The 23145-nt window shown below is 39.4% G+C and carries 14 protein-coding genes; 13 read left to right on the forward strand and 1 reads right to left on the reverse strand.

The genetic code is table 11. The features are described from left to right. Window positions 1-86 precede the first annotated feature (86 nt). From rimP to F607_RS0105395, 8 genes are all read left to right on the forward strand, one after another. Window positions 87-542, forward strand: a complete 456-nt coding sequence (rimP, locus tag F607_RS0105360) for a ribosome maturation factor RimP (protein WP_027707254.1) — start codon at window positions 87-89, stop codon at window positions 540-542. A gap of 47 nt (window positions 543-589) precedes the next feature. Further along, the gene (nusA, locus tag F607_RS0105365; RefSeq protein ID WP_027707255.1) at window positions 590-2086 is read left to right on the forward strand and encodes a transcription termination factor NusA; all 1497 of its coding nucleotides are present in this window, start codon (window positions 590-592) and stop codon (window positions 2084-2086) included. A 24-nt stretch (window positions 2087-2110) separates the two neighbouring features. Beyond that, a complete protein-coding gene (gene infB, locus F607_RS0105370; RefSeq protein WP_027707256.1) occupies window positions 2111-4558 on the forward strand; it encodes a translation initiation factor IF-2 in 2448 nt (815 codons plus the stop codon). Between the two features lie 35 nt (window positions 4559-4593). Further along, window positions 4594-4986: a 30S ribosome-binding factor RbfA gene (gene rbfA, locus F607_RS0105375; protein WP_027707257.1), complete on the forward strand. Its 393-nt coding sequence runs from the start codon at window positions 4594-4596 to the stop codon at window positions 4984-4986. 3 nt (window positions 4987-4989) lie between these two features. Next, window positions 4990-5919 (forward strand): tRNA pseudouridine(55) synthase TruB, encoded by a 930-nt coding sequence (gene truB / locus F607_RS0105380; RefSeq protein ID WP_027707258.1) that lies wholly within the window; start codon window positions 4990-4992, stop codon window positions 5917-5919. A 188-nt stretch (window positions 5920-6107) separates the two neighbouring features. After that, the gene (gene rpsO / locus F607_RS0105385; RefSeq protein WP_027707259.1) at window positions 6108-6377 is read left to right on the forward strand and encodes a 30S ribosomal protein S15; all 270 of its coding nucleotides are present in this window, start codon (window positions 6108-6110) and stop codon (window positions 6375-6377) included. 308 nt (window positions 6378-6685) lie between these two features. Then, the gene (pnp, locus tag F607_RS0105390; protein WP_027707260.1) at window positions 6686-8773 is read left to right on the forward strand and encodes a polyribonucleotide nucleotidyltransferase; all 2088 of its coding nucleotides are present in this window, start codon (window positions 6686-6688) and stop codon (window positions 8771-8773) included. 339 nt (window positions 8774-9112) lie between these two features. Beyond that, window positions 9113-10468: a DUF4013 domain-containing protein gene (locus tag F607_RS0105395; RefSeq protein WP_038290186.1), complete on the forward strand. Its 1356-nt coding sequence runs from the start codon at window positions 9113-9115 to the stop codon at window positions 10466-10468. A gap of 443 nt (window positions 10469-10911) precedes the next feature. On the opposite strand, the gene F607_RS28250 is transcribed toward F607_RS0105395, so the two are convergent. Beyond that, a complete protein-coding gene (locus tag F607_RS28250; RefSeq protein WP_051310938.1) occupies window positions 10912-12354 on the reverse strand; it encodes a rhomboid family intramembrane serine protease in 1443 nt (480 codons plus the stop codon). Window positions 12355-13230: 876 nt separating this feature from the next. On the opposite strand from F607_RS28250, the gene F607_RS0105410 reads away from it, so the two are divergent. The 5 genes from F607_RS0105410 to tssB are packed head-to-tail and all read left to right on the forward strand — an operon-like array spanning window position 13231 to window position 23129. Then, window positions 13231-15009 carry a ShlB/FhaC/HecB family hemolysin secretion/activation protein gene (locus F607_RS0105410; RefSeq protein ID WP_027707262.1) on the forward strand — a complete coding sequence of 593 codons (1779 nt, stop codon included), beginning with the start codon at window positions 13231-13233 and terminating at the stop codon, window positions 15007-15009. Window positions 15010-15033: 24 nt separating this feature from the next. Then, window positions 15034-20175, forward strand: coding sequence for a two-partner secretion domain-containing protein (locus tag F607_RS0105415; protein WP_027707263.1), 5142 nt, complete (start codon window positions 15034-15036; stop codon window positions 20173-20175). A 21-nt stretch (window positions 20176-20196) separates the two neighbouring features. Continuing rightward, complete coding sequence (locus tag F607_RS0105420) at window positions 20197-20946, forward strand: SapC family protein (RefSeq protein WP_027707264.1); 750 nt, start codon at window positions 20197-20199, stop codon at window positions 20944-20946. Next, entirely contained in the window at window positions 20939-22603 is a 1665-nt protein-coding gene (gene tssA / locus F607_RS0105425; RefSeq protein WP_027707265.1) for a type VI secretion system protein TssA, read from the forward strand. Before F607_RS0105420 ends, tssA begins: the two co-directional genes overlap by 8 nt. A gap of 25 nt (window positions 22604-22628) precedes the next feature. Next, window positions 22629-23129 (forward strand): type VI secretion system contractile sheath small subunit, encoded by a 501-nt coding sequence (gene tssB / locus F607_RS0105430; protein ID WP_027707266.1) that lies wholly within the window; start codon window positions 22629-22631, stop codon window positions 23127-23129. Window positions 23130-23145 lie beyond the last annotated feature (16 nt).

Genomic DNA, 23145 nt, shown 5'->3' on the forward strand with positions numbered 1-23145 from the left:
TATTCAAGCTACTATTGATTTCAGGAGTGGGCGCTATGCCCACTTTTTGTTTGTAAAAAAATTATTTGGGTTGAGGCCGGTGACTTGTGGCAAGTAAACACCAGACACTTGAACAATTAATTGTGCCCACCGTAGAGGCATTAGGCTTTGTTGTGTGGGGTATTGAGTTTTTTTCTCAAGGAAAACACTCAAAGCTACAGGTTTTTATTGATTCCCCAGAGGGAATTAATTTAGACGACTGCGAAAAAGTTAGCCGACAAGTTAGCAGTATTTTGGATGTTGAAGATCCTATTTCTGGTGAATATACCCTTGAAGTTTCTTCGCCAGGTATGGATCGACCATTATTTACTTTGGCACATTATGAAGCGTTTAAAGGGCATCAAGTCCAGTTGAAGTTGCGCTCACCTTATGAAGGCCGAAGGAAATTTAAAGGCGTTATCACCGGTGTGGAAAATGATGAGGTTGTGGTTCAGGTTGATGACCATGAATATTTGTTCGCTATCGATCTGATCGAAAAAGCTAACATAATACCCCAGTTTTAAGGGCTCTCTGGGCTTTTGGGCAGGTTAAGTAACAGGCGAGGCGTAGCATGAGCAAAGAAATTTTACTAGTCGTTGACTCAGTATCAAATGAAAAGGGTGTGCCGCCCGATGTTATCTTTGAAGCAATTGAGATTGCTCTGGCAACTGCAACAAAAAAAAGATACGAAGAAGACATTGATGTTCGTGTAGCCATAGATCGTAAGACAGGTAATTACGATACTTTTCGGCGTTGGAAAGTTGTTGCTGATGAAGACTATGAAAACCCTGCTGCACATATAGTCATTGAAGAAGTCGATGAAAAAGACCCTAACTTGCAAATTGACGATTATTGGGAAGAGCAAATTGAGTCAGTTGAGTTTGGTCGGATCGCTGCTCAAACCGCTAAGCAGGTTATTGTCCAAAAGGTTCGAGAAGCAGAGCGTGCTCAAGTAGTAGAAGCATACAAAGAAAAACTGGGTGAGCTTGTCAGTGGTACGGTAAAAAAGGTAACGCGCGATAACATTATTGTTGACCTTGGAAATAATGCAGAAGCAGTATTACCCAGAGACCAAATGATTCCAAGAGAATCATTTAGGGTTGGTACACGGGTAAGAGCACTGCTTTTTGATATTCGCAAGGATGGACGTGGACCGCAGTTAGTGCTTAGCCGAGCCTGCCCACAGATGTTGATAGAGTTATTTAAAATTGAAGTGCCTGAAATAGCTGAAGAAGTGATTGAAGTTAAAGGTGCTGCACGTGACCCCGGCTCAAGAGCAAAGATTGCTGTAAAAACCAATGATGGTCGCATTGACCCTGTTGGGGCTTGTGTTGGAATGCGAGGGTCTCGTGTACAAGCTGTTTCTGGAGAGCTGGGTAATGAGCGGATTGATATTGTTCTGTGGGATGATAACCCTGCCCAATTAGTAATTAATGCAATGTCCCCTGCTGAAGTAGCTTCAATTGTTGTGGATGAAGATGCCCATACTATGGATATTGCAGTTGCAGAAGATAACCTTGCGCAAGCAATCGGTCGTAATGGTCAGAATGTCAGACTTGCCAGCGAGTTAACCAGTTGGACACTTAATGTGATGACTGAAGATGAAGCGCTGGCTAAACAAGCACGCGAAGTGGGAGATATTGTTAATCGCTTCCGTGAGCAGCTTGAAGTAGATGAGGATCTAGCACAGTTGTTAGTTGATGAAGGCTTTACTTCCCTTGAGGAAATAGCTTATGTACCTCTGGAAGAGATGCTGGAGATTGAAGGGTTTGATGAAGACTTAGTAAATGAGTTGCGTCAGCGAGCCAAAGACAATCTGTTAACACTTGCAATTGCATCAGAAGAGCAGTTGGAAGAAGCCCAGCCAGCAGAAGATCTGCTGACCATGGAGGGGATGGATAAGCATCTGGCATTTTTATTCGCCAGTAAAGGCATCATAACCATGGAGGACCTAGCCGAGCAGTCAATTGACGACTTGCTTGAAATTGAAGGCATTGATGAAGAACGTGCTGGACAACTCATCATGACTGCGCGAGCACCATGGTTCGAAGATGGGCAGCAAGGGTAAACCACGGAGAGAGGAGATTTGTTGATGGCAGATGTAACAGTAGAACAACTCGCCCAAGTGGTTGGTGCGCCTGTTGAACGATTACTGCAGCAGATGAAAGATGCGGGCTTACCGCAAACAAAGGCCAACCAGGCTGTTTCTGATAAAGAGAAACAAGTCTTGTTGGCTTATTTAAAGCAAAGTCATGGTGGTTCAGCAGCAGATCCAGGCCGTATAACACTTAAGCGTAAAACTGTAAGCCAGCTTAAAGTAAGCGGTGGCCAAGGGAAGAGTAAAACAGTAAATGTTGAAGTACGTAAAAAACGTACTTATGTGAAACGCAATGAAGCTGAGGCTGAAAAGGCTGAGAAAAAGCGTTTGGCTGAAGAGCAAGCACGTGAGTTAGAAAAGCGTCGTAAGGAAGCGAAGGAAGATGCGAAGCGTGCTAAGGATCAAGAAGAGCGTGCACGTATTGAAGCCGAAGCTCGTAAACAGCTAGAAGCTGAGCAGCCTCAAAAAGAAAAGCCGGCTGATAAAGAAAAAAGCTCACCAAAACGCAAAGCTCGTGAAAAGAGTCGCTTTGAACGTGATGATGATGGTGATGACCGTCGTAAGAAGCGTCGTTCAGTCGATAAGGGCGATGCGAAGCCTGGTCGTGGTGGAAAAAGTACCCGGCGTGGAAGATCATCACCTCAAAAAACACAGCTGCATGGTTTTGAAAAGCCAACTAAGCCGATTATTCGGGAAGTCAATATTCCTGAGACCATTACTGTTGCTGAGCTGGCTCAGAAGATGTCAGTAAAGGCAGCCGAAGTCATCAAGGCCATGTTTAAACTAGGCACCATGGTGACAATTAACCAGGTTATTGATCAAGAAACCGCAGCCATTCTCGTTGAAGAAATGGGGCATAAAGTCAAGCTTATTAAAGCTGATGCGCTTGAAGATAGCTTGGCCGTTGAGCTTAATACCGTAGAAGGAGAGCAGACTACCCGTGCTCCTGTGGTGACGGTTATGGGACACGTAGACCATGGTAAAACATCGCTACTTGACCATATCCGAAAAGCTAAGGTGCAAGCGGGTGAAGCAGGTGGTATCACGCAGCACATAGGTGCTTATCATGTTAATACTGAACGAGGCATGATTAGCTTCCTGGATACACCAGGTCACGCGGCATTTACGGCCATGCGTGCTCGTGGTGCCAAAGTGACTGACATTGTTATTTTGGTTGTAGCTGCAGATGATGGTGTAATGCCTCAGACTGAGGAAGCGATTCAGCATGCTAAGGCTGCTGAAGTGCCTATTGTTGTCGCAGTGAATAAAATTGACAAGCCTGAAGCTGATCCCGACCGGGTTAAGAACGAGCTTGCTCAGCGTGATGTCATTCCAGAGGAGTGGGGTGGTGATACTCAGTTTGTCAATGTTTCTGCACACTCTGGTGAAGGTATTGATGAGCTATTAGAAGCCTTGTTGTTGCAGGCTGAACTGCTTGAATTAAAAGCTGTTCCAAACTCCCCTGCTCGCGGTATTGTAATTGAGTCTTCTTTGGACAAGCGTCGTGGAGCTGTGGCTACAGTTCTAGTGCAAAATGGCACACTCTCACAAGGTGACAATGTACTTGTTGGGCAGTTCTATGGTCGTGTTCGGGCCATGTTGGATGAGAATGGCAAGCCTATCAAAGAGGCTGGGCCTTCAATTCCAGTTGAAATCCTTGGCTTGGATGGAACGCCAGATGCTGGTGATGAAGTCTTTGCGGTTCAGGATGAGAAGAAAGCACGTGAGATTGCTTTGTTCCGTCAAGGTAAATACCGTGAAGTAAAACTTGCTCGTCAGCAAGCTGCTAAGCTTGAAAATGTTTTCGAGAATATGAAACAAGATGAGAAGAAAACGCTCAATATTGTTTTAAAAGCAGATGTTCGTGGTTCTCTGGAAGCACTGACCCAAGCGCTTAATGACCTTGGTAATGAAGAAGTTCAAGTAAAAGTAGTTTCTGGTGGTGTTGGTGGTATCACTGAGACGGATGCTAACCTGGCGCTCGCCTCCAGTGCAGTTATCTTTGGCTTTAATGTTCGTGCTGATGCTACAGCGAGAAAGATTGTTGAAACTGAAGGTCTTGATTTACGTTACTACAGTGTGATTTATGACATCATTGATGATGTTAAGAAAGCACTCAGTGGAATGTTGAAAGCCCAGTTTAGAGAAGAAATTGTGGGCGTGGCTGAGGTTCGTGACGTCTTCAAATCACCTAAGTTTGGCCTTATTGCTGGCTGTATGGTGGTTGAAGGTATGGTTTACCGTAATGAGCGTATTCGTGTCCTTCGCGATAACGTGGTTATTTATGAAGGTGAGCTTGAATCGCTACGTCGCTTCAAAGATGACGTCAATGAAGTACGAAGCAACATGGAATGTGGTATCGGTGTGAAGAACTACAATGACGTGCGTGTGGGTGACAAGATTGAGGTGTACAAATCAATTCAAGTCGAGCGCAGCTTGTAAGTTTGGCTGAGCAACTAAATTAAATGTGAGAGTACATGGCTAAAGAATTTAGTCGAACACAGCGTATAGCGGATCAGATTCAAAAAGAATTAGCAGTGCTAATTCAGCTAGAAATCAAAGATCCGCGTCTGGGTATGGTGACAGTGAGCAGTGTCGATGTGAGTCGAGACCTGGCTTATGCAAATATTTATGTCACCTTTCTGGGGAAAGAAGATCAGGCCAGTAATGATGAGCAAGTTGCCGTATTGAATAAAGCAGCTGGCTTTTTAAGGTCAATGCTAGCAAAAAGACTAACTGCTAGAACTACGCCTCAACTGCGCTTTTTTTTCGATGAAAGTATTCAGCGTGGCCAATATCTGTCCAAGTTGATTGATGATGCTGTAAGTAAAGATCGTAATCACCACGATAAAGGTGTTGAGGAAGAGTAAAACGTGGCAAGACGTCGTCGTCAGCGTGGTCGCCCTGTGCACGGTATACTGGTGCTCGATAAACGCCAGGGTGTTACCTCTAATAAAGTGTTGCAGGAAATTAAAAGCTTGTTTGGTGCTGCAAAAGCAGGCCATACAGGTAGCCTTGACCCATTAGCAACGGGGGTTTTACCTATTTGCTTTGGTGAGGCAACAAAGTTTTCTCAATATCTGCTTGATGCAGATAAGGGCTATCTGGCTGGAATTCGTTTTGGTGTACGAACAGCTACTGGCGATGCTGAGGGTGAACCCATTGAGCAGCGTCCAGTTAACTTTTCTGAGCAAGAATTGCTGACAACTTTAGAGCAGTTTACAGGGGAAATATCACAAGTCCCTTCAATGTATTCTGCGATAAAAGTTGATGGCCAGCCACTCTATAAGCTGGCAAGAGAAGGCATTGAAGTTGAGCGAAAGGCAAGAAATGTAGTGATTCGTGAACTGTCTTTAACGTCTTTCAATCAGGATACTGCTGAGATACAGGTTGCTTGTAGTAAAGGTACCTATATTCGAACACTTGTTGAAGATATTGGTGAGGCATTAGGGTGTGGTGCTTATGTAACATCCCTGCGCCGCACGTCTGCAGGCCCTTTTACTTTAGATAACGCCTATACTATCGAGCAGTTAGATGAGGTATGCCAAAACGGTGGGCATGAAGCACTGGATGAACGGCTACAGCCCATAGATATGGCACTTAAACTTCTTCCTCAAGTGATTCTTGGGGAAACTACTGCTTACTACCTGAGTCAAGGCCAACCAGTGTTGGTTCCTAGAGCGCCTACAACTGGTTTCGTAAGGCTCTATCAGGAAGGAAGTCAGTTGGCTTTTCTAGGGATCGGTGAGATTTTAGATGATGGTCGTGTTGCACCACGACGCTTGGTTAGAATTTACTCGTAATTACGGGTAGAATAGACAAGCTTCTTAAGCAGTGTTGCACTTAATCACTGCTTGAATTGCGAGGATGGCTGTAAATATGCACGGTCATTCCTTCACTTTTCATAACCTGGCTTTTTGGGTAAACCACTGGTTTACGGCAGATTGCTTTGGCTATTTCAATAAGTGCATATTATTTAGGAGAAATGAATATGGCACTGAGTGCTGAGAAAAAAGCTGAGATTATTAAAAACTTTCAAACAGTTGAAGGTGATACAGGTTCACCAGAAGTTCAAGTAGCATTGTTGTCTGCTAATATTGAAAGTTTGCAAGGACACTTTAAATCTCATATTCATGACCACCACTCTCGTCGTGGTTTAATTAGAATGGTTAATCAGCGTCGTAAGCTGCTGGACTATCTGAAGCGTAAGGATGTAAGTCGCTACAGTAACCTGATTTCTCGTTTAGGCTTACGTCGCTAATAAGGTTAGCGATGAAGGTTGGCCAGCTAGACATCATAAACGTCTTAATGCTGGTAATCTGTACACCGCTAAGATCACTGATAGGAAACCCTAGCAGTGGTTAGCGGTGTTTTTATTTGTATAAAAAATATACCAAAAAAGGCCTGTTATCTCTCGCATTCAGTTGCCGCCAGTCCAGCGCCTCTTTGAATATATAGACACTGTAAGGTACGGGCTAACTCAGTAGAGTTGGTGCTGCTAGCATAAATCAGTGCAAGATGAATATTTTCAGGCAAGATTATTGAAAGATTTGAAAGAAGGATAACATTGTGAATCCGGTAAGAAAGACTTTTCAGTTCGGTGATCAAACCGTAACACTGGAGACCGGGCGCGTTGCACGGCAGGCTACAGGTGCGGTATTAGTGACTATGGGCGGAGTTACCGTTTTAGTTACAGCTGTAGGCGCTAAACAAGCTGTGGAAGGCGCTGATTTTTTCCCTTTATCAGTACATTATCAAGAAAAAACATACGCTGCTGGTCGTATTCCTGGAGGATTTTATAAGCGCGAAGGGCGACCATCAGAAAAAGAAACACTCACATCTCGCTTAATTGACCGTCCCATTCGCCCACTGTTTCCCAAGGGCTTTATGAATGAAGTACAAATTCTTTGTACGGTTATTTCAACTGATAAAAAGCATGATCCAGATATTGCCGCAATGCTAGGTACCTCAGCAGCTTTAGCCATTTCTGGTATTCCATTTGATGGTCCAATAGGTGCTGCTCGCGTTGGCTTTATTGATGACCGTGGCTATGTACTTAACCCAAGTTATGCTGATTTAGAACAGTCTGAACTCGACATGGTGGTAGCGGGAACTAAAAATGCTGTACTCATGGTTGAGTCTGAAGCCGATCAGCTAACCGAAGATGAAATGTTAGGAGCTGTATTATTTGCTCACCAGGAGTATCAGGCCGTAGTTGATGCTATAACAGAGTTTGCTGCAGAAGCTGGCAAGCCCCGTTGGGATTGGCAGCCTCCAGCAGTTAATGAAGCGTTGATGAGTGCTGTTGAAAGCGCCTTTGCCTCAGAAATTCGGGCGGCATACCAAATTTCTGACAAAATGGAGCGCTATGCGCGTCTTGGTGAAATTCGTGAGCAGGCTGTAAGTGAGTTGGCGAAGGAAGAAGGTGAGCCAAGTGCTGGGGAAGTCAGTAGCCTGTTTAGTAAGCTTGAAAAAAGTATTGTTCGCCAGAATGTGGTGGATGGTAATCCACGTATTGATGGTCGAGATACAAAAACAGTAAGACCTATTCATGTTGAAGTTGGAGTTTTACCTGCTGCGCATGGTTCTGCATTGTTTACGCGTGGTGAAACGCAAGCGTTGGTGGTAACAACTCTTGGTACTGCACGGGATGCACAGTTAGTTGACCAGCTTGAAGGCGAGCAACGTGAATCCTTTATGTTGCATTATAATTTCCCTCCTTACTCAGTAGGTGAGTGTGGACGTATTGGTGCAACTGGCCGCCGAGAAATAGGTCATGGCCGCTTGGCCAAGCGTGGTGTTCAGGCTGTTCTGCCACAAGAAGATTCATTCCCCTATAGTATGCGGGTAGTTTCTGAAATCACTGAGTCTAATGGCTCAAGCTCAATGGCTTCTGTCTGTGGTGCATCTCTGGCATTAATGGATGCTGGTGTACCTCTAAAAGCCCCTGTCGCTGGTATAGCCATGGGCTTGGTTAAAGAAGGTGAAAAGTTTGCTGTATTAACCGATATTCTGGGTGATGAAGACCATTTAGGTGATATGGACTTTAAAGTAGCAGGAACTGTTGATGGTGTGACTGCGCTGCAAATGGATATTAAAATTCAGGGTATCACTGAAGAAATTATGGAAATTGCTTTAGAGCAAGCACGTGATGCTCGCTTACATATTCTTGGCGAAATGAACAAAGTCCTAGCAGCATCTCGCCCAGAGTTGGCAGATAATGCTCCTACCATGCTAATGCTTAAGATTGACCCAGATAAAATCCGTGATGTTATTGGTAAGGGTGGCACCACTGTTCGTGCTATTTGTGACGAAACTGGGGCAGCTATAGATATTGATGATAGTGGTAATGTAAAAGTATATGCAGATGATAAAGCCTCTGCAGCATTAGCTGTTCGTCGTATTGAAGAAATTACCGCCGAAGCTGAAATTGGCCGGATTTATGATGGGACAGTGCAACGTATTGTTGACTTTGGTGCATTTGTGAATATCCTTCCAGGTAAAGAAGGTTTAGTTCATATATCTCAGATTTCATCGAAGCGAATTCAAAAGGTCACTGATGTGCTGCAAGAAGGTCAGCAAGTTAAGGTTGTCGTTTCAGATATTGATAACCGTGGCCGTATTAAATTGAGTATGAAAGACATAGCTCAAGAGTAGCAGTCAGTAAGGTATATAAAGAAGGGCCATCAGGCCCTTTTTTTTGCAGTTTGAAACCTGAGACAGCATTGATTTGAAAACAGGGTACTGATTTTAAGACTATGGTAAAGGTAAGAGCCTTGTTTCGAAGATTATCATGAGAAGCCAAGCCTTCACTCAAGGAGAGTAGCTTTGCTACAGATTGGAATGGAAAAAGTGACTTAAATACCCATCTTTTGAGGGTATAAATTACAATAGCCGGATGTGCTAGATAAGATTATGGGAACGTGTAAATACCATCAGGACCAGCCCGCCACATGGCAGTGTAAAAAATGTAACCATTTCTATGGTGACTGCTGTGTGCCAATTCCTTCAGATTCATCACGAAAAATAAAGTGTACGTTATGTACAGAACCTCTAACCTATTTAGGAGGTACATATTCGGCTGAACCTTTCTGGAAGAAAACCAATGACTTTTTTGTATATCCTTTTCAGAGTAATGCGCTAGTTTTTCTTGGCATCATAACACTCATCCAAACTGGCGTTTTTTTTATATTTGGCGATGTTACCTCTTTAAGTGGACTGGTATTGTTTATCGCTGCAATGATTGTTGTTGGCGGTATTCAAATTAACTACTTTTTTACAGTCATTAATTATATTGCTGAAGGCGAAATGGAGGCTCCACCACCCGCTATCGCCTTTTCGATGGAGGGTATATTTTTACTTTTTAAACAAATAGCATTAATTGTGATTGCAGTGATATGTGGTATTGCTGCATTTAAAACTTCAATTGTTATAGGCATTATTGTTTCTACTCTTTTGTATCTCTTTATTCCTGCCAGCATTATGATCTTAGCCAGAGAGCATTCATTGGGAGAAGCGATGAACCCAGGTCGTATTATCGAGATCATCAAAGGCATGGGGTGGCATTACTTACTTTTGTTTGTATTTTTATACATTCTCACAATGGGACCTAATATTGCTACAGAAATGATGTTGAAGTTCGTTAATGAGTTTTTTGTCATTCCGATTGATGCTTTTTTCAGTGCTTACTTTCATTGTGTTTCAGTCGCGATATTAGGGTATTGCATATATCAATATCAAGTGGCATTTGGCTTTGTCAGTGAGCAAGATGAAACTAAAGCACTCAATGAAGCTGACTATGATATAAAACTTGCGCTCTGTGAATCAGAAATATTTATGAAAGAAGGTCGGCGCGAGGAAGCAGGAGAAGTTATTCGTAATGCCATTAATAAGCATCAAAAAAATCTTGAGTTGAATAGACGCTATCATCATTATCTAAAAACGTTCGGTCAAAATGAATTATTGACACGACATAGCCTTCATTTTGTTAATTTATTGCTTGAGCATAATATGGATCGCGAAGCTGCTCAGGTATATATGACTTGTAAAGAAAAACAAGTGATACTTACATTTAAAGTTGCTGAAACCTGCCACCGTTTAGGTGCAGCACTCGTAAATAGTCATCGATACAAAGAGGCCATCTTATTGCTGAAAAATCTTCATAAGCTCTTTCCGCAATATCGTGGTATTCCAGATGCTTATTTTGTTATGGCAAAAGCATTTTCTGAAGGGTTACATCAAGATGAACAGGCTATGAAACTATTAGCTTTTATTATTCAAAAATACCCGAATGCAATGGTAACGAAGGAAGCGAAAGACTATCAAAATGTAATACAAAATATGAAGAAGTGATTAATCTGATCGTTCTAAATAAAGGTAATATAAATTGTTTCCTCAGCAAGACTGAGGGAGTAAATGACTGCACTATACCCTTCACGAATCATTTTTATGTGCGCTATCCATAGCGCTCACCCTAACGGGCCAGCGAAGCTGTTCTAAAGTGTTCCCGACACATTAGTAGGGATTGTTGTCAGCGCTCTTGACCACTAAGGATGTTGGGAATGCAGTTTATGCATAATGACATGGATGTCATATAGTAGAGCAATGCAGGAGCTATTGCCGAGGAGCATTTAACTGCCACCCCAGTCACTTATTAATATAACCGCCCAGCAGCGCTGCTATATCAATTAAAGTGGCTACCGCAAGTTTCACAGCAGTAAACTTGCCCAGGGGCTTCATCACTTGACGGCTGCCCCTAAAAACCCTTCGTCTTGGGTATATATAGTTTCCTGATTTCAGTTTTTTTTCAGCAACTTGGCTTGCTGAGAATCTGGATAGTGATGTACTAAATAATTGAGGTAGCGCTGGTAACCTGTTTGGTCTTTATCTTTTGCACAAGCTTTGGCAACAATGAATAGTAAATTAGGAAGTCCTGCATTTTTGCCATCAAGTTTTAACAGGCGTTTAAGTAGTATTTCTGCATCAGCTCGATATCCGTGTTTTGAAAAATGTTCAGTGAGAAACGCAAGTACTTTAGGTGAATTAAGAGTTGAAATATTTTTCTGTTGGGAATATTTTTTGAAAATTTTATGAACAAAACCAATATGTTGAGGATTTTTTGCCAGCTGAAATATTTTTAAAACAGCTTGATGGAAGTTCTTATCTGATGGATTATGGCTAGTAATAGTATAATATTTTTCCAGAAGTTGATGGTTTTCAGGGTACTCATTAAGAACACTTTGGCAGACTCGCTGAGCAGCGTCTAAATTAAAGTTTGAAATATAGTTATCTGCCTGATTAATCGCACGTACGATAGGTTCATTTGGATCATTTTTTTCGATGTAATCAATATCAACTTTCACTAACCAGTTTTTTGACAAGTAAAGTAGACCAAAACCACTCACTAACCCTCCAATATGGGCCCAGTAATTCACATTATCAAATGTGAAGAATGCGCCATAAAGTTCTTTCCCTAACCAAATAGGAAAAATAGCAATAGCGGGGGCACGAAAGTAATTGAAGTAAAACCCTATCCAGTAAAAGAATTTGATTTTTCTCAAGCCATATAGTGCTAAATACATACCCATTAAACCAGCAATGGCGCCAGATGCACCTATACCAGGCTGAAAACTTTGTGGTTCAAGAACAAAGAATAGTGCATTAGCAGCTAAACCTGTGACCAAATACAACGTAGTGAAGATGATTCTGCCAATGGCAATTTCTAATGAAAAGCCAAAAATAAACAGGAAAATCATGTTTCCTAGCAAGTGATCACCACTACCATGTAAAAACATGGAAACGAAGAAACCACCTGCTGTTGGTTTTGCTGGAATTATTCCAAATCTTATGTAGCTAATATCATCTCGTTGATCCGTTGCAATTTTTCGTGATTTTAGCCACTGTTCTTTATCTTCATTATCTTTGATTTTTTCTTTCAGAAATAAATCAAATCCAACACTAAGAAGTATGTTAGTAGCAACGTACTCACTGTAACCTGCTTTATCAAGCCGATAAACTTCGTTGTATAGTTTATACTCTTTGTCTATGTACTGGTAATATAGGGGTTTCTCTTTCTCATATAAGCCACTGTTTATATAATAGGTGACAGCTTGGTCAATTTTATGTTCATCATTACCCTGGTATCCCCAATAAATAATACAGTTAATAATAATAAGCAAGAGGGTTATAATCGGAGGCTTAGACCAGTCTAATTTTTGTTCTGCAGGAACGATTAACATTGTAAATCCATACGCTTATGAAATGAGCCTTAAAATATGTAAGACTCAATATTGAATGTATATAAATGTCGTTACTGATTATAATGCAGGCTTTGTCTATCTAACAGGAGAAATTGGAAATCAATAAATGCTTAGCAGCTGGTCTAGTTTGGTCTGTCAAAGCTAGCGACAGTACTACAGCGTTTTTTATATCTTGGTGAGCGTGGATGCAGTTTGTAAACAAGCTGTAACCTAAGAGTCCTTTTTATACTGGATTGAGCAACATATACCCTTCACGAATGATTTCTAGGTTTTGTTATCTTCACTCCTCACCCCAATCACCTATTAATATAGGCTCATGGGACTTCGTCTCTCGATGGCCGCACCTAAAAACCATTCGCATTGGGTATATCTGCTTCATATTGTCCTTACAAGCTAAGCTCAAGTAAGTTGCTTGTGTCACTACTTGGGCACTCAGCCAATCTCAAAATTCCATGTTGAAATTCTTGAATATCTTTTATTTCGAAAGTGAATATATAGGTTTGTATTTTTGTCAGATACGTAGAAATACAAAGTGACTTGATTCATAAAAAGAACAACAGTCCATAAATAGAGATTATTTTATGGTTTTAATAATATTATTGTAGATAATGCTGATTGATAAAATGTGTCAAAATTTCCACAGTTTAGGAATAGGCGGATGAAAAACCATATCTGCATCACAAAAATGATGGTCTAGCATCACAAAATAATAGCTTTAACTGATAACACATAAGCAAAGTGACAATTTTGTCAACGCTCTCTAAATCCGTATGATTCCTGTTCAAATAATAGGCGCGATTAATTTTTTTCAATAAAACGCCTGGCTTTAAGGTAGTAAGCCAAACAGGGAAACGTATGAAGACAAGCACTTTTTCATGTATATTTTCTATTATCGTAGGTTTAAACTCTTTTGCTGTTATATCTCAAGAGATTCCTGCTGCAATTACACCTGGTGGTGCCGAGCCTGAGCTGAATCAAGGGCTATCACTACCTGCGATACAAGAAGAGATATTCCCAATCCCACCTGTTATAGAAAGACCTCTCGACGTTGATAGTGGTCCTAAAATATCCGTCAAAGATATCAATCTTGTTGGCTTTAGTGATTATGTTGAGAATGACATTTTTTTTGATGAGTTAAAACAAATAGTTGATGAAGAAGTTGCTAATCATCAAAATAACCAGGAAGCAGCTCAGCTAACTATTGGTCAGCTGCAAGTTATTGCTGATAAACTGACACTATATTATCGATCTCATGGATTAGTGCTTGCTCAAGTATATATTCCTGTTCAGGAAGTAAAAAATAATATAGTAGAATTTAATGTGCTCGAGGGAAAATTAGGAAAAGTCTTTGCTAATGATAATAATCACTATACTGATGAGCAGATCCTAAAGCCATTTTCCAAGTTATTAAATAAGCCTGTTTCTGCAAAAGAGATGGAGGAAGCTCTCTTATTATTAAACGATTATCCTGGGTTAACGGTTGGAGGGATGTTCACTACAGGGCAGCAAGTAGGTACTGCAGATTTAAAAGCAATGACTTTAGAGGAAAAATGGTATAGTGGACGTTTATTGTTTGATTCGTCAGGTTCAAAATATACAGGAAAAGACCGTTATTTAACTGAATTAAATTTTTATAACCTAGCAGGCTTAGTAGATACATTAAGCCTTCAGTTGTTGCAAACTGATAGACCCAGTAACTCCGTATATTGGTCTTTTAGGTATGAGTTGCAAGCATTTAATCCTCGTAATTACGTAGGAATTAGCAGCTCACAAAATAAGTTTGATGTGGGCAGTGAACTACAAGCGCTAGGATTGGAAGGATACAGTACACAGCATGAAGTATATTGGCGTCATGTATTTAAAAGGAGCAGAAATCTAAATATCTATGGTCGCTTAGGTTTAGCTCTAAAAGAATCAGAAACAAAAACAAAAACAGATTTTACTTTAGGAACCGATAAGTTAACGGTATTAACAGCCCAATTAAGTTTTGATCATGTAGATAAAAAATATGCCGGTATTAACTTAGGTTCTATTAGTTATTCCCAAGGGTTTGATGGTTTATTAGGTGCTATGGAAGACAAATCCTTATCAAGCGATGGTGATCACTCAAGCCGTAGAAAAAGCAATGGCGATTATGTTGGTGGTAAATTTTCGAAGTGGAACCTTGAATTAGCGCGGGTGCAGGCTCTGAATGAGGATCAGACATTGACCTTTAACTTTAAAGGTCAATATACAAAGGATTCTTTGGTTTCTTTAGAACAGTATAGTATGGGCGGACCTAATAGTGTCCGAGCTTATCCTGCTTCCGAGTTTCTTGTTGATAAAGGTTACTTTGCATCTTTGGAGTGGAATGTTGGCTTTCCATTTATTGGCGACAATGAAACATATAATGGTAAACGTTGGAAAGACATGATCAATTTTTCAGTTTTTGTTGATCATGCAGAAGGATGGCTTAATGATCCACTGGATAATGAAGAAGAGAAAAAATCGTTATCAGGTGTAGGTGTTGGTATGTATTTTACTGATATTAATGGTCTTGATGGTAGGTTTTATGTAGCAAAACCGTTTTCAAGTCATGAAGCCAGCAACGATAGAGATTATCAAGTATTTTTTGAAGTTAGTTATAAGTTTTGATGATTAGGCAAAAGGAAGTAAAAAATGATTAATGAAGTCACCGTTAAACCTTTAGTTGCCTCAATTCGTCAAAGTATTTTGGCAGCAACCATAGTGGTTCCATCTTTAGTGATGGCTGCGCCACAAAATGGTACTGTCACAGATGGAAACGCTACAATCACTCAATCTGATACAACAACTACGATTACACAAGACTCACCAAGAGCTGTAATTGATTGGAAGTCTTTTAATGTGGAGAGGAATGAATCGGTTATCTTTGACCAAAAATTTGGCACATCGGCTGCTACATTAAATAGAATTAATGATCAAAATCCTTCGCATATACATGGCAAAGTCACTGCTAATGGGAAAGTTTATCTTGTTAACCCTAACGGTATTATTTTTGGTAAAGATGCGACAGTAATTGTAGGTGGGTTTGTTGCATCAGGTATGAACGTATCAGATGAACATGCTGAGAGCTTTCAGAATGGTGGAAAGCTAATTTTTTCAGGTAATAGTAATAGTAAAATAGAAAATAATGGGCTTATTAAAGCATCATCTAGTAGTGTTGCCTTAATTGGTGAAAAAATAGTTAATAATGGTGATATTGAAGCTGAAGGTAGTGTTTTATTGTCAGGTGTGAAAGTAACAAATAATAATAAAATTACAGCAAAGTTAAATGCATCATTAATTGGTTCTGATAAAGCCTCACTGGACTTTGATGGTGATGGTCTCATGGTTATCGAAGTAGATAGAGATATTATCATAAATGATACTGATTCGAGAAAAGTAATTAATAATGGTAATATTAATGCTCGATATATTAAGCTTTCGGCAGAAGCAACGAATAATGCAATAAACAGCTTAGTCAATAATGATGGTATTCCTAAGGCAGAAGCAACTACTATTGAGAATGGTAAAATTACCTTATCAGCTAATAAAGTTATTAATGAAGTTATTAATAAAGGTGAGTTAAAAGTCCTTGCTCGTATTGGTACTGATACCGGTGGAACCATTGAGATTGCTGCTGATAAAGTTGAGCTATCAGGGAAAGTTAATACGTTTTGGAATAAACCGAAAGCAAATATCAACATTGATGCAAAAGATGTCACTTTGGCAATATCCGAATCATCTAAAATAAATGACCTCGCGATCAAAGCAGAAAATACACAGTTTGAGCAACAGCTTAATGACTTAGATGTAAATAACATCAAATTAGAGGGCAACGTTGTATTTGCTGAAAATACTAAAATAACTGCTACTGACAGTGTCGACTTGGGTGAAGCTCAAGTTGTTGGTGATCAGCGTTTAACGATTAATGCAAATAATGAAGTTATACTGGGTGATATTCATAAGTCAATAACACCACTTGATAAGCTAGTAGTAGGTTCAAAATCACTATTATTGGCAGGTGATATTAGGGTTAATTATTTTGACTTAAATAAGCAAGGTAGTATTAAGCTAGATAAAAATTCATCAATCAGTACCGAAAGTGATTTGATATTACCCATGGTGCAAGGAGATTACTCATTAGCATTGAAAACACCGGGTTATATTTATTTTAAAGATAGTGTTGATGTAAACAGCTTAAGTCTTGATACAAATAGGCTTTACCTGGCGGGTGATCTTAGCTTGAATGGTGTTTTTGATATTCAAAGAGTAAACGATATTATTCTTCCTAGTTACTCACCAATAAGTATTTCTAACCAGGGTGGAGATATCAGGCTCGATAAACATAATCTTACCAATAACAACAAGCAGTTAAGGCTCTCTGCCCCTGGCCATACTATAGCGCTAGGAGAAGTGAGTTTAAATGCACTTGAAATATTTGGGAATACACCCTCGAATTTAATTTTGTCTGATAATATTTATGCAAGAAAATCGATTGATTTTAGTGATGTTGAAAAGATCACATTAGCTGGGGATATTGATTTAGAAACAGGCGACCATTTGTCGGAAATAAAGTTATCAAAGCTTGTAACTGGAGATAATAATCTCAATTTACACAGTCGTGTGGGAAATATTCAACTACAGAAAGTTGATATAAAAGGGAAGCTTAATACTGATACACAAGCAAAAATACTGCTAAATGGGAATGTCACTGCTGATAGTGGAGTTAATTTAGCTGCAGGCAATGGTCTTATTTTACAAAATGATGTATTAGTAGACTCCCAGAGTGGAAACGTGGTTTTAAACGGTGACGTTTCTGGAAGTAATAAACTAAACCTTATTGGTAATGATGTTTACCTACAAAAAGTAAATGTAGGCTCGCTTGCTATGGAAGGTGGTGATTTCCTTTCCGTGCTAGGAGATATTACCACAGATGGTGATATTACACTCAATAATATTAAAAAGGTCCATCTTGCTGGATCACGTAAGATTAACTCTGGATCAGGTACAATTGATGTGCAGGGTTCACACTTAGTGAATGGTACCAGCTTGGAGTTAAATGCCAGCATTATAAAGCTTGGAGATTTGGGGCACGAAGGTAACCGAATAAATACAGTTAGACTACAAAATACTGATGAGCTAGTTTTGGCTGGAGATATTTATGTATTCAATACAATTAATTTTGATCATGTTGGAACGCTATCTGTAGCAAATGACTCTAAAATTGATATTAGTAGATGGTCATCATCATTAGACTTAGCCAATACGAATGTGAAAGGTAATGGAGATCTTTCTTTTAACCTAAATAAAGGTGATCTTACCATTGGCTTGATTAATATTGATGGTAACTTAACTTCAAAAAATGTTTACTTGACGACGCTTAATAACGATATAACTTCAGGTAGTGGAGAAGTTAAATTAAATAGTGATTATGTGTACTTGAATCAAGATGTAGTAGTTAGCGCTTATAAAGGAGTTGATTTATCTTCGGTAGATAGTGTTTATGGACAACGTAATCTATCACTTCTTAGTAGTGATGGTGTCATTAGGCTATCTCGTATTGGTGGTAATAGCAGTATTACTGACTTAAATATTGCGGCAAAAGACGTATTTCTTAATGACTCAGTTAATGCCAAAAATATAACTTTTAACAATACAAACCGTATTCATATTGAAAATGATCTCCAGTTAAAGCATTTAGGCAATGACTTAAATCTTGCCAATACAGAAATTTTAGGGAATCACCAGCTAGGTCTTTATAGTAATGGAGACCTGCAGCTAGGTTTAGTCGATTTAGGTGCTGGAGAGTTAACAGTTAGCTCGATTGGGAATATTACACTTGCTGATGATATAACAGCTAATAATGGTGTTTACTTTAAAGGTCATGGTGCTGTTACCTTGACAGATGATATTGTAATCAATAGTAAGCAGTCCCATTTAGATTTAGCAAACAATACATTATCAGGTAATTATGGCTTAACGCTTAATGCAAAAAAATTGACACTAGGTAAGCTCGATATTTCCAGTCCTCTTAAAACGCTAGTGGTCAATCATGCTCAAAATGTCATACTGAATGATGATATTGTTGTCACTGAAACAGTTGACTTAACAAACAATGGACGCATTCAATTAAGCCAACCTTTAGCGATTCGAGCATTGCAAGGTGATGTTAGACTGGAAAATAGTAATCTCTTTGGATCAGAGTTAAATATAGGAGCTAAAAACATCACCTTAGGAAAATTAACGGTTGATAAGCTAGGTTTTCAAGCACAATCGTTAACTCTTACAGATAACATTAAAACACAATCTGCTTTTTCTACCGCAGGAATTGATACTGTTAACCTTGTTGGGACATCTATCATTGATACAAGCTTTGGTGATGCTGATATCAATTTACAAGATAGTTTGGTTAAAGGTGATAATCTTTATATTAAGGCTGGTCAAGGTAATGTGTTCCTAGGCAAGATGTTCATTAATGAGCTTGCTGTGAAGAATAGCGGTATGCTAACAACTCAAGAGAGTATTGTATCCAAAAATGATGTAAATTTTAGTGGAAAAGGATTCTGGAAATTAAATGGAAATACATCAATTAGTTCAGAATCGGGTAATATATTCGCAGCGGATAAATATCTCCGTGGTAATCACACATTATCACTTGCTGCTCCTAATGGGCATATCAAACTGGCTTCTGCTCATATTGGCTCTCTGAATATTTCTGCTCAAGAAGTACAGTTAGAGGGAGATCTTAGCGTTAAGCAGGGAGGCTTAGATTTTCGACATGTTAGAACACTGGATCTAGCCAAGTATGCTAGTTTGCAGACACAACAAAGTGCCGGAAATATCAACCTGTCTCATACATCCGTAGTCGGTAGAGGTAACTTAGCCTTATATAGTGGGTTGGGTAGAACCCTGCTTGGACGAGTATCACTTGATGGTCAGTTAATTGCCCAAAATCAAAGTCGTGTCGATGTCTATCAGCCGATATCGGCTAACAAAGGTATTAGCCTGGAACAAACACCAGAAGTGTATTTGCATAATAGTGGTATTTTTACTAGTGATGCGGGTGATATCCATTTACCAAATGTTGTTGGAAGTGGGTATGGCTTTTTAGCGAAAGCTGCAGGCAATGTTCATGTTGGTTCACTAACTACTGCTAACGTTAATATTCAAAGTGGTAAAGGGGTAGTATTGGGAGATGTTAATACTAACTATTTAAATGTTATTGCGCAGAAAGATATTAACCTGAATGGGAATACCAGTGCTCAGCAAGCTGCCTCTATTATAAGTAGTCAAGGACAGGTTAATATGTTTAGTAATCGCGTATTGAATACGGTAGGAAATGCAGTACTCAATGGGTATTCTGGTGTAAATATTTCACATATCAAGGCTGATGATGTACGAATTACCTCTAAAGTGGGAAATATTCATACATTACCCACTCTGTATGGACGCAACATTATCGCGCGAAGAGCTGAGTTAAATACGCGTGGTGAAATTGGTAGTAACTATCAGCCAGTTAACTTATTAGTGAGCAAAGACTTATTAATTTATAATGCTCGTAAAGCGGTATTAGCTGGATTATTCAATAAACCAACGTTAGTAAATACATCCGAAACAACAACGATCATGTTGCCCAAAGTTTCTAAAGATGCGGCAAAAACAGCTTTAATTACACTTGAAGATACACGTTATTTTGATAGCAGTATCTTTATTGATGGGGTAACACTATTTACTTATAGTGATGAAGATTTGCTACAAGTGGAAAGATTGGAGTCAATGACTACTATGAAGGAATAAATAGTATGATGTTGTAAGCAAATGAACACGAACAACGCGTTTTATCAACATATCGTTCCGCTCAGCATGGAAGACCATGCTGAGTACAAAATTCTCGAAAATGCTAACTACAATTTTGTAGCAGATACCAGTGCTGTTTATTTAACCTCCACAGAGTTTAGTCAGGCTTCAAAAGTTTTTCCCATTGTCTTTGTTGAACAAGATGATCAGATTCAACCTGCTGCCGTACTTGGTTTGGAGAAACACCATAATGTCTTTGTGACAGACAGAGGAAGTTGGACTGCTAAATATATTCCTGCCTATATAAGACGATATCCGTTCATACTGGCTGAAGTTAGTAAGCCTGAAAAGGACTGGATTGTCTGTATTGATGATCAATCATCCGTATTAAATAAAGAACAAGGTGTAGACCTATTTCATTCAGGTAGTGTGAGTGAGTATACAAAAAATAAAATAAATTTCTTAAAGTCTTTTCAACAGGCAAGTGAGGACACAAATACCTTTTGTGAGTATATAAAAGAGCTTAATTTATTGGAGCCTATGAATGCTCAAGTAAAAATGAATAAGGGAGATGATTTATCCGTCACAGGTTTTATGGTGATTAGTAAGGCACAATTGCAAAAACTAACAGAAAAACAGTTGAAGGAACTTATTACACGCGATTATATGATGCTCCTTTATGAACACCTATCGTCATTAACTAATTTTTCGGTACTTGTGGACAAAATAGCAGCACAAAGGATTATTGAGGGGCAAAGCAGTTATGAGTGAGTTGGATGTCAGTTATTTTCAGCAAGTCGCGACGGCTAAATTGCCTGAAGATGCGCCATCTGGGTCTGATGCTCGTTATGCCTCCACCTATGAAACGCTTGAAGCGGAATTTGCAAAGCTGACTGCTCTTACTGATCAAGGTTCTGTCACTTGGAAAAAAGTTGTTGCTCAAGCTGAAGAGCATTTACAGCATCAATCAAAAGATATTCTAGTCGCTTGTTATCTCTGTCGAGCTCTTTATGAAATGCATGGCTTTGAAGGGTTGTTTGCAGGCTTTCAAATGCTGAACAGTTTTATTGAGCAGTGTTGGGATATTATTTTCCCCCCAAAAAAACGGATAAGAGCTCGAGCAAGTGCTTTGGAGTGGCTGCTTGAAGACCTCCATGAAATGGTGGGTTCCTATAAGCCAGTGCAGGAAGATCTTGCTAAGCTCTCCAAAGCAACTGAAGCAGTAAAAGCTTTGGAACAGCAAGTGAATGATATTATGGGGGATCATGCACCTGCTCTGGGACCTTTCCGTCGTTTGCTGACAGGTTTTATTGAAGATATTGAGCTATCAATGCCAGCCCAGCCTGTTAATCAGCAACCTGAAAGCAACCCGTCACAAAACGTTGATACTTCAAAAACTGCATCACCAACCGAGCAGGTAACAACGCAAGAAGAGAAGCAAATAACTAATACCAAGCCGCAAGCACAAAAACCGGAAATTAAAGCTACTTCGACTTCAGTTAAAACAGACATCAAGCCTTTAGAAGGTGATCTTACTGATGATCGAGAGTGCAACAAGGCTTTGCGAACTTGTCAGGATTATTTAAGACAAATAGCAGCTTATAAGCGTGAGCAACAATTGAGTGATGCATTTGCCTATGAAATCAATCGTTATGCTGCATGGTTGAATGTTTGGCAATTGCCGCGTCATCAGCAAGGCAAAACAGATTTACGACCGATTCCAAAAGACAAGCGAATAGCTTACGAAAACCTTATGGCAAATGGCCAGTATCAGAAACTTGTTGATGAAGTTGAAAACAGTATTTCAAAAGCCCCATTTTGGTTGGATGGTCATCGTTTAGTTGCAGAAGCGTTACTCCAATTGGGTTTTCAAGAAGCTTATGAAGCAGTGATCACACAAACAGCGAGTTTTTTAAGAAAGTTTCCAGAGTTACTTGAATTAACGTTTTTTGATCAGATGCCTTTCGCTGATGAGGAAACCAAAGACTGGGTAAAGTCCACTGTATTAGTGAGCAATAAACAGTCATCTTCCAGTCAGCTTCAAGATATGGGCCAGCCTTGGCTAGAAGCATTTAAAGAGGCAAAAGCGCTAGCAAGTAAAAAACAAATACAAGAAGCATTATGTCTTTTTAGACAAGGTTTAAGGTCTGCATCACCAAGAGAATCTATGTACTGGAAACTACAACAGGCGCAGTTTTGTTTTGATATAAAAAAATATGAGCTGGCTTGTCCTATTCTTGAAGAAATGGATCGTTATCTGGTAACACACCATTTAGATCAGTGGGAACCCGAATTATGTATTCAGGTGCTATCACTATTATTACGAAGTTATAAACGACTACCTGATAAAAAAGTGGCACCAGAAACTATTGAAAGTTTGCATGCACGGCTATGTTGTTTTGATGTTGCAGCTGCACTCGAGTTATAACGTTAATAGAATAGAGGGATAGAAAATGGCAAAAGAAGGTTCTGTCGCACCTAAAGAACGTATTAATATTTCGTATAAACCTGAAACGGGTGGTGCACAGGAAGATGTTGAATTACCACTTAAAATGTTAGTGGTTAGTGATTTTACGTTAAGGGAAGATGATCGTTTAATTGAAGAGCGTAAAACAATTAGTGTTGATAAAGATAACTTTAATGAAGTGTTAAAAAAGCAAAATCTTGCCATTGATATCGCTGTACCAAATACATTATCTGAAAATGAAGATGATGATATGGGGTTATCGCTAAAGTTTGAAAATATTAGAGACTTTGAACCGGAAAGTATTGTTAAGCAAGTACCTGAACTCAATCAGTTATTGGAATTAAGAAATGCTTTAGTCGCGCTCAAAGGCCCACTAGGTAACGCTCCTGCGTTTAGAAAAGCTATTCAAAATGTATTAAATGATGCTGACTCTAGAGAGAAACTACTGAAAGAACTAGGGTTAGATAAAGAAAATTCTGGCGAATAATCTTTAAGGTATTTAG

Source organism: Zooshikella ganghwensis DSM 15267 (assembly GCF_000428585.1).
In the GTDB taxonomy this organism is placed as follows: Bacteria; Pseudomonadota; Gammaproteobacteria; order Pseudomonadales; family Zooshikellaceae; genus Zooshikella; species Zooshikella ganghwensis.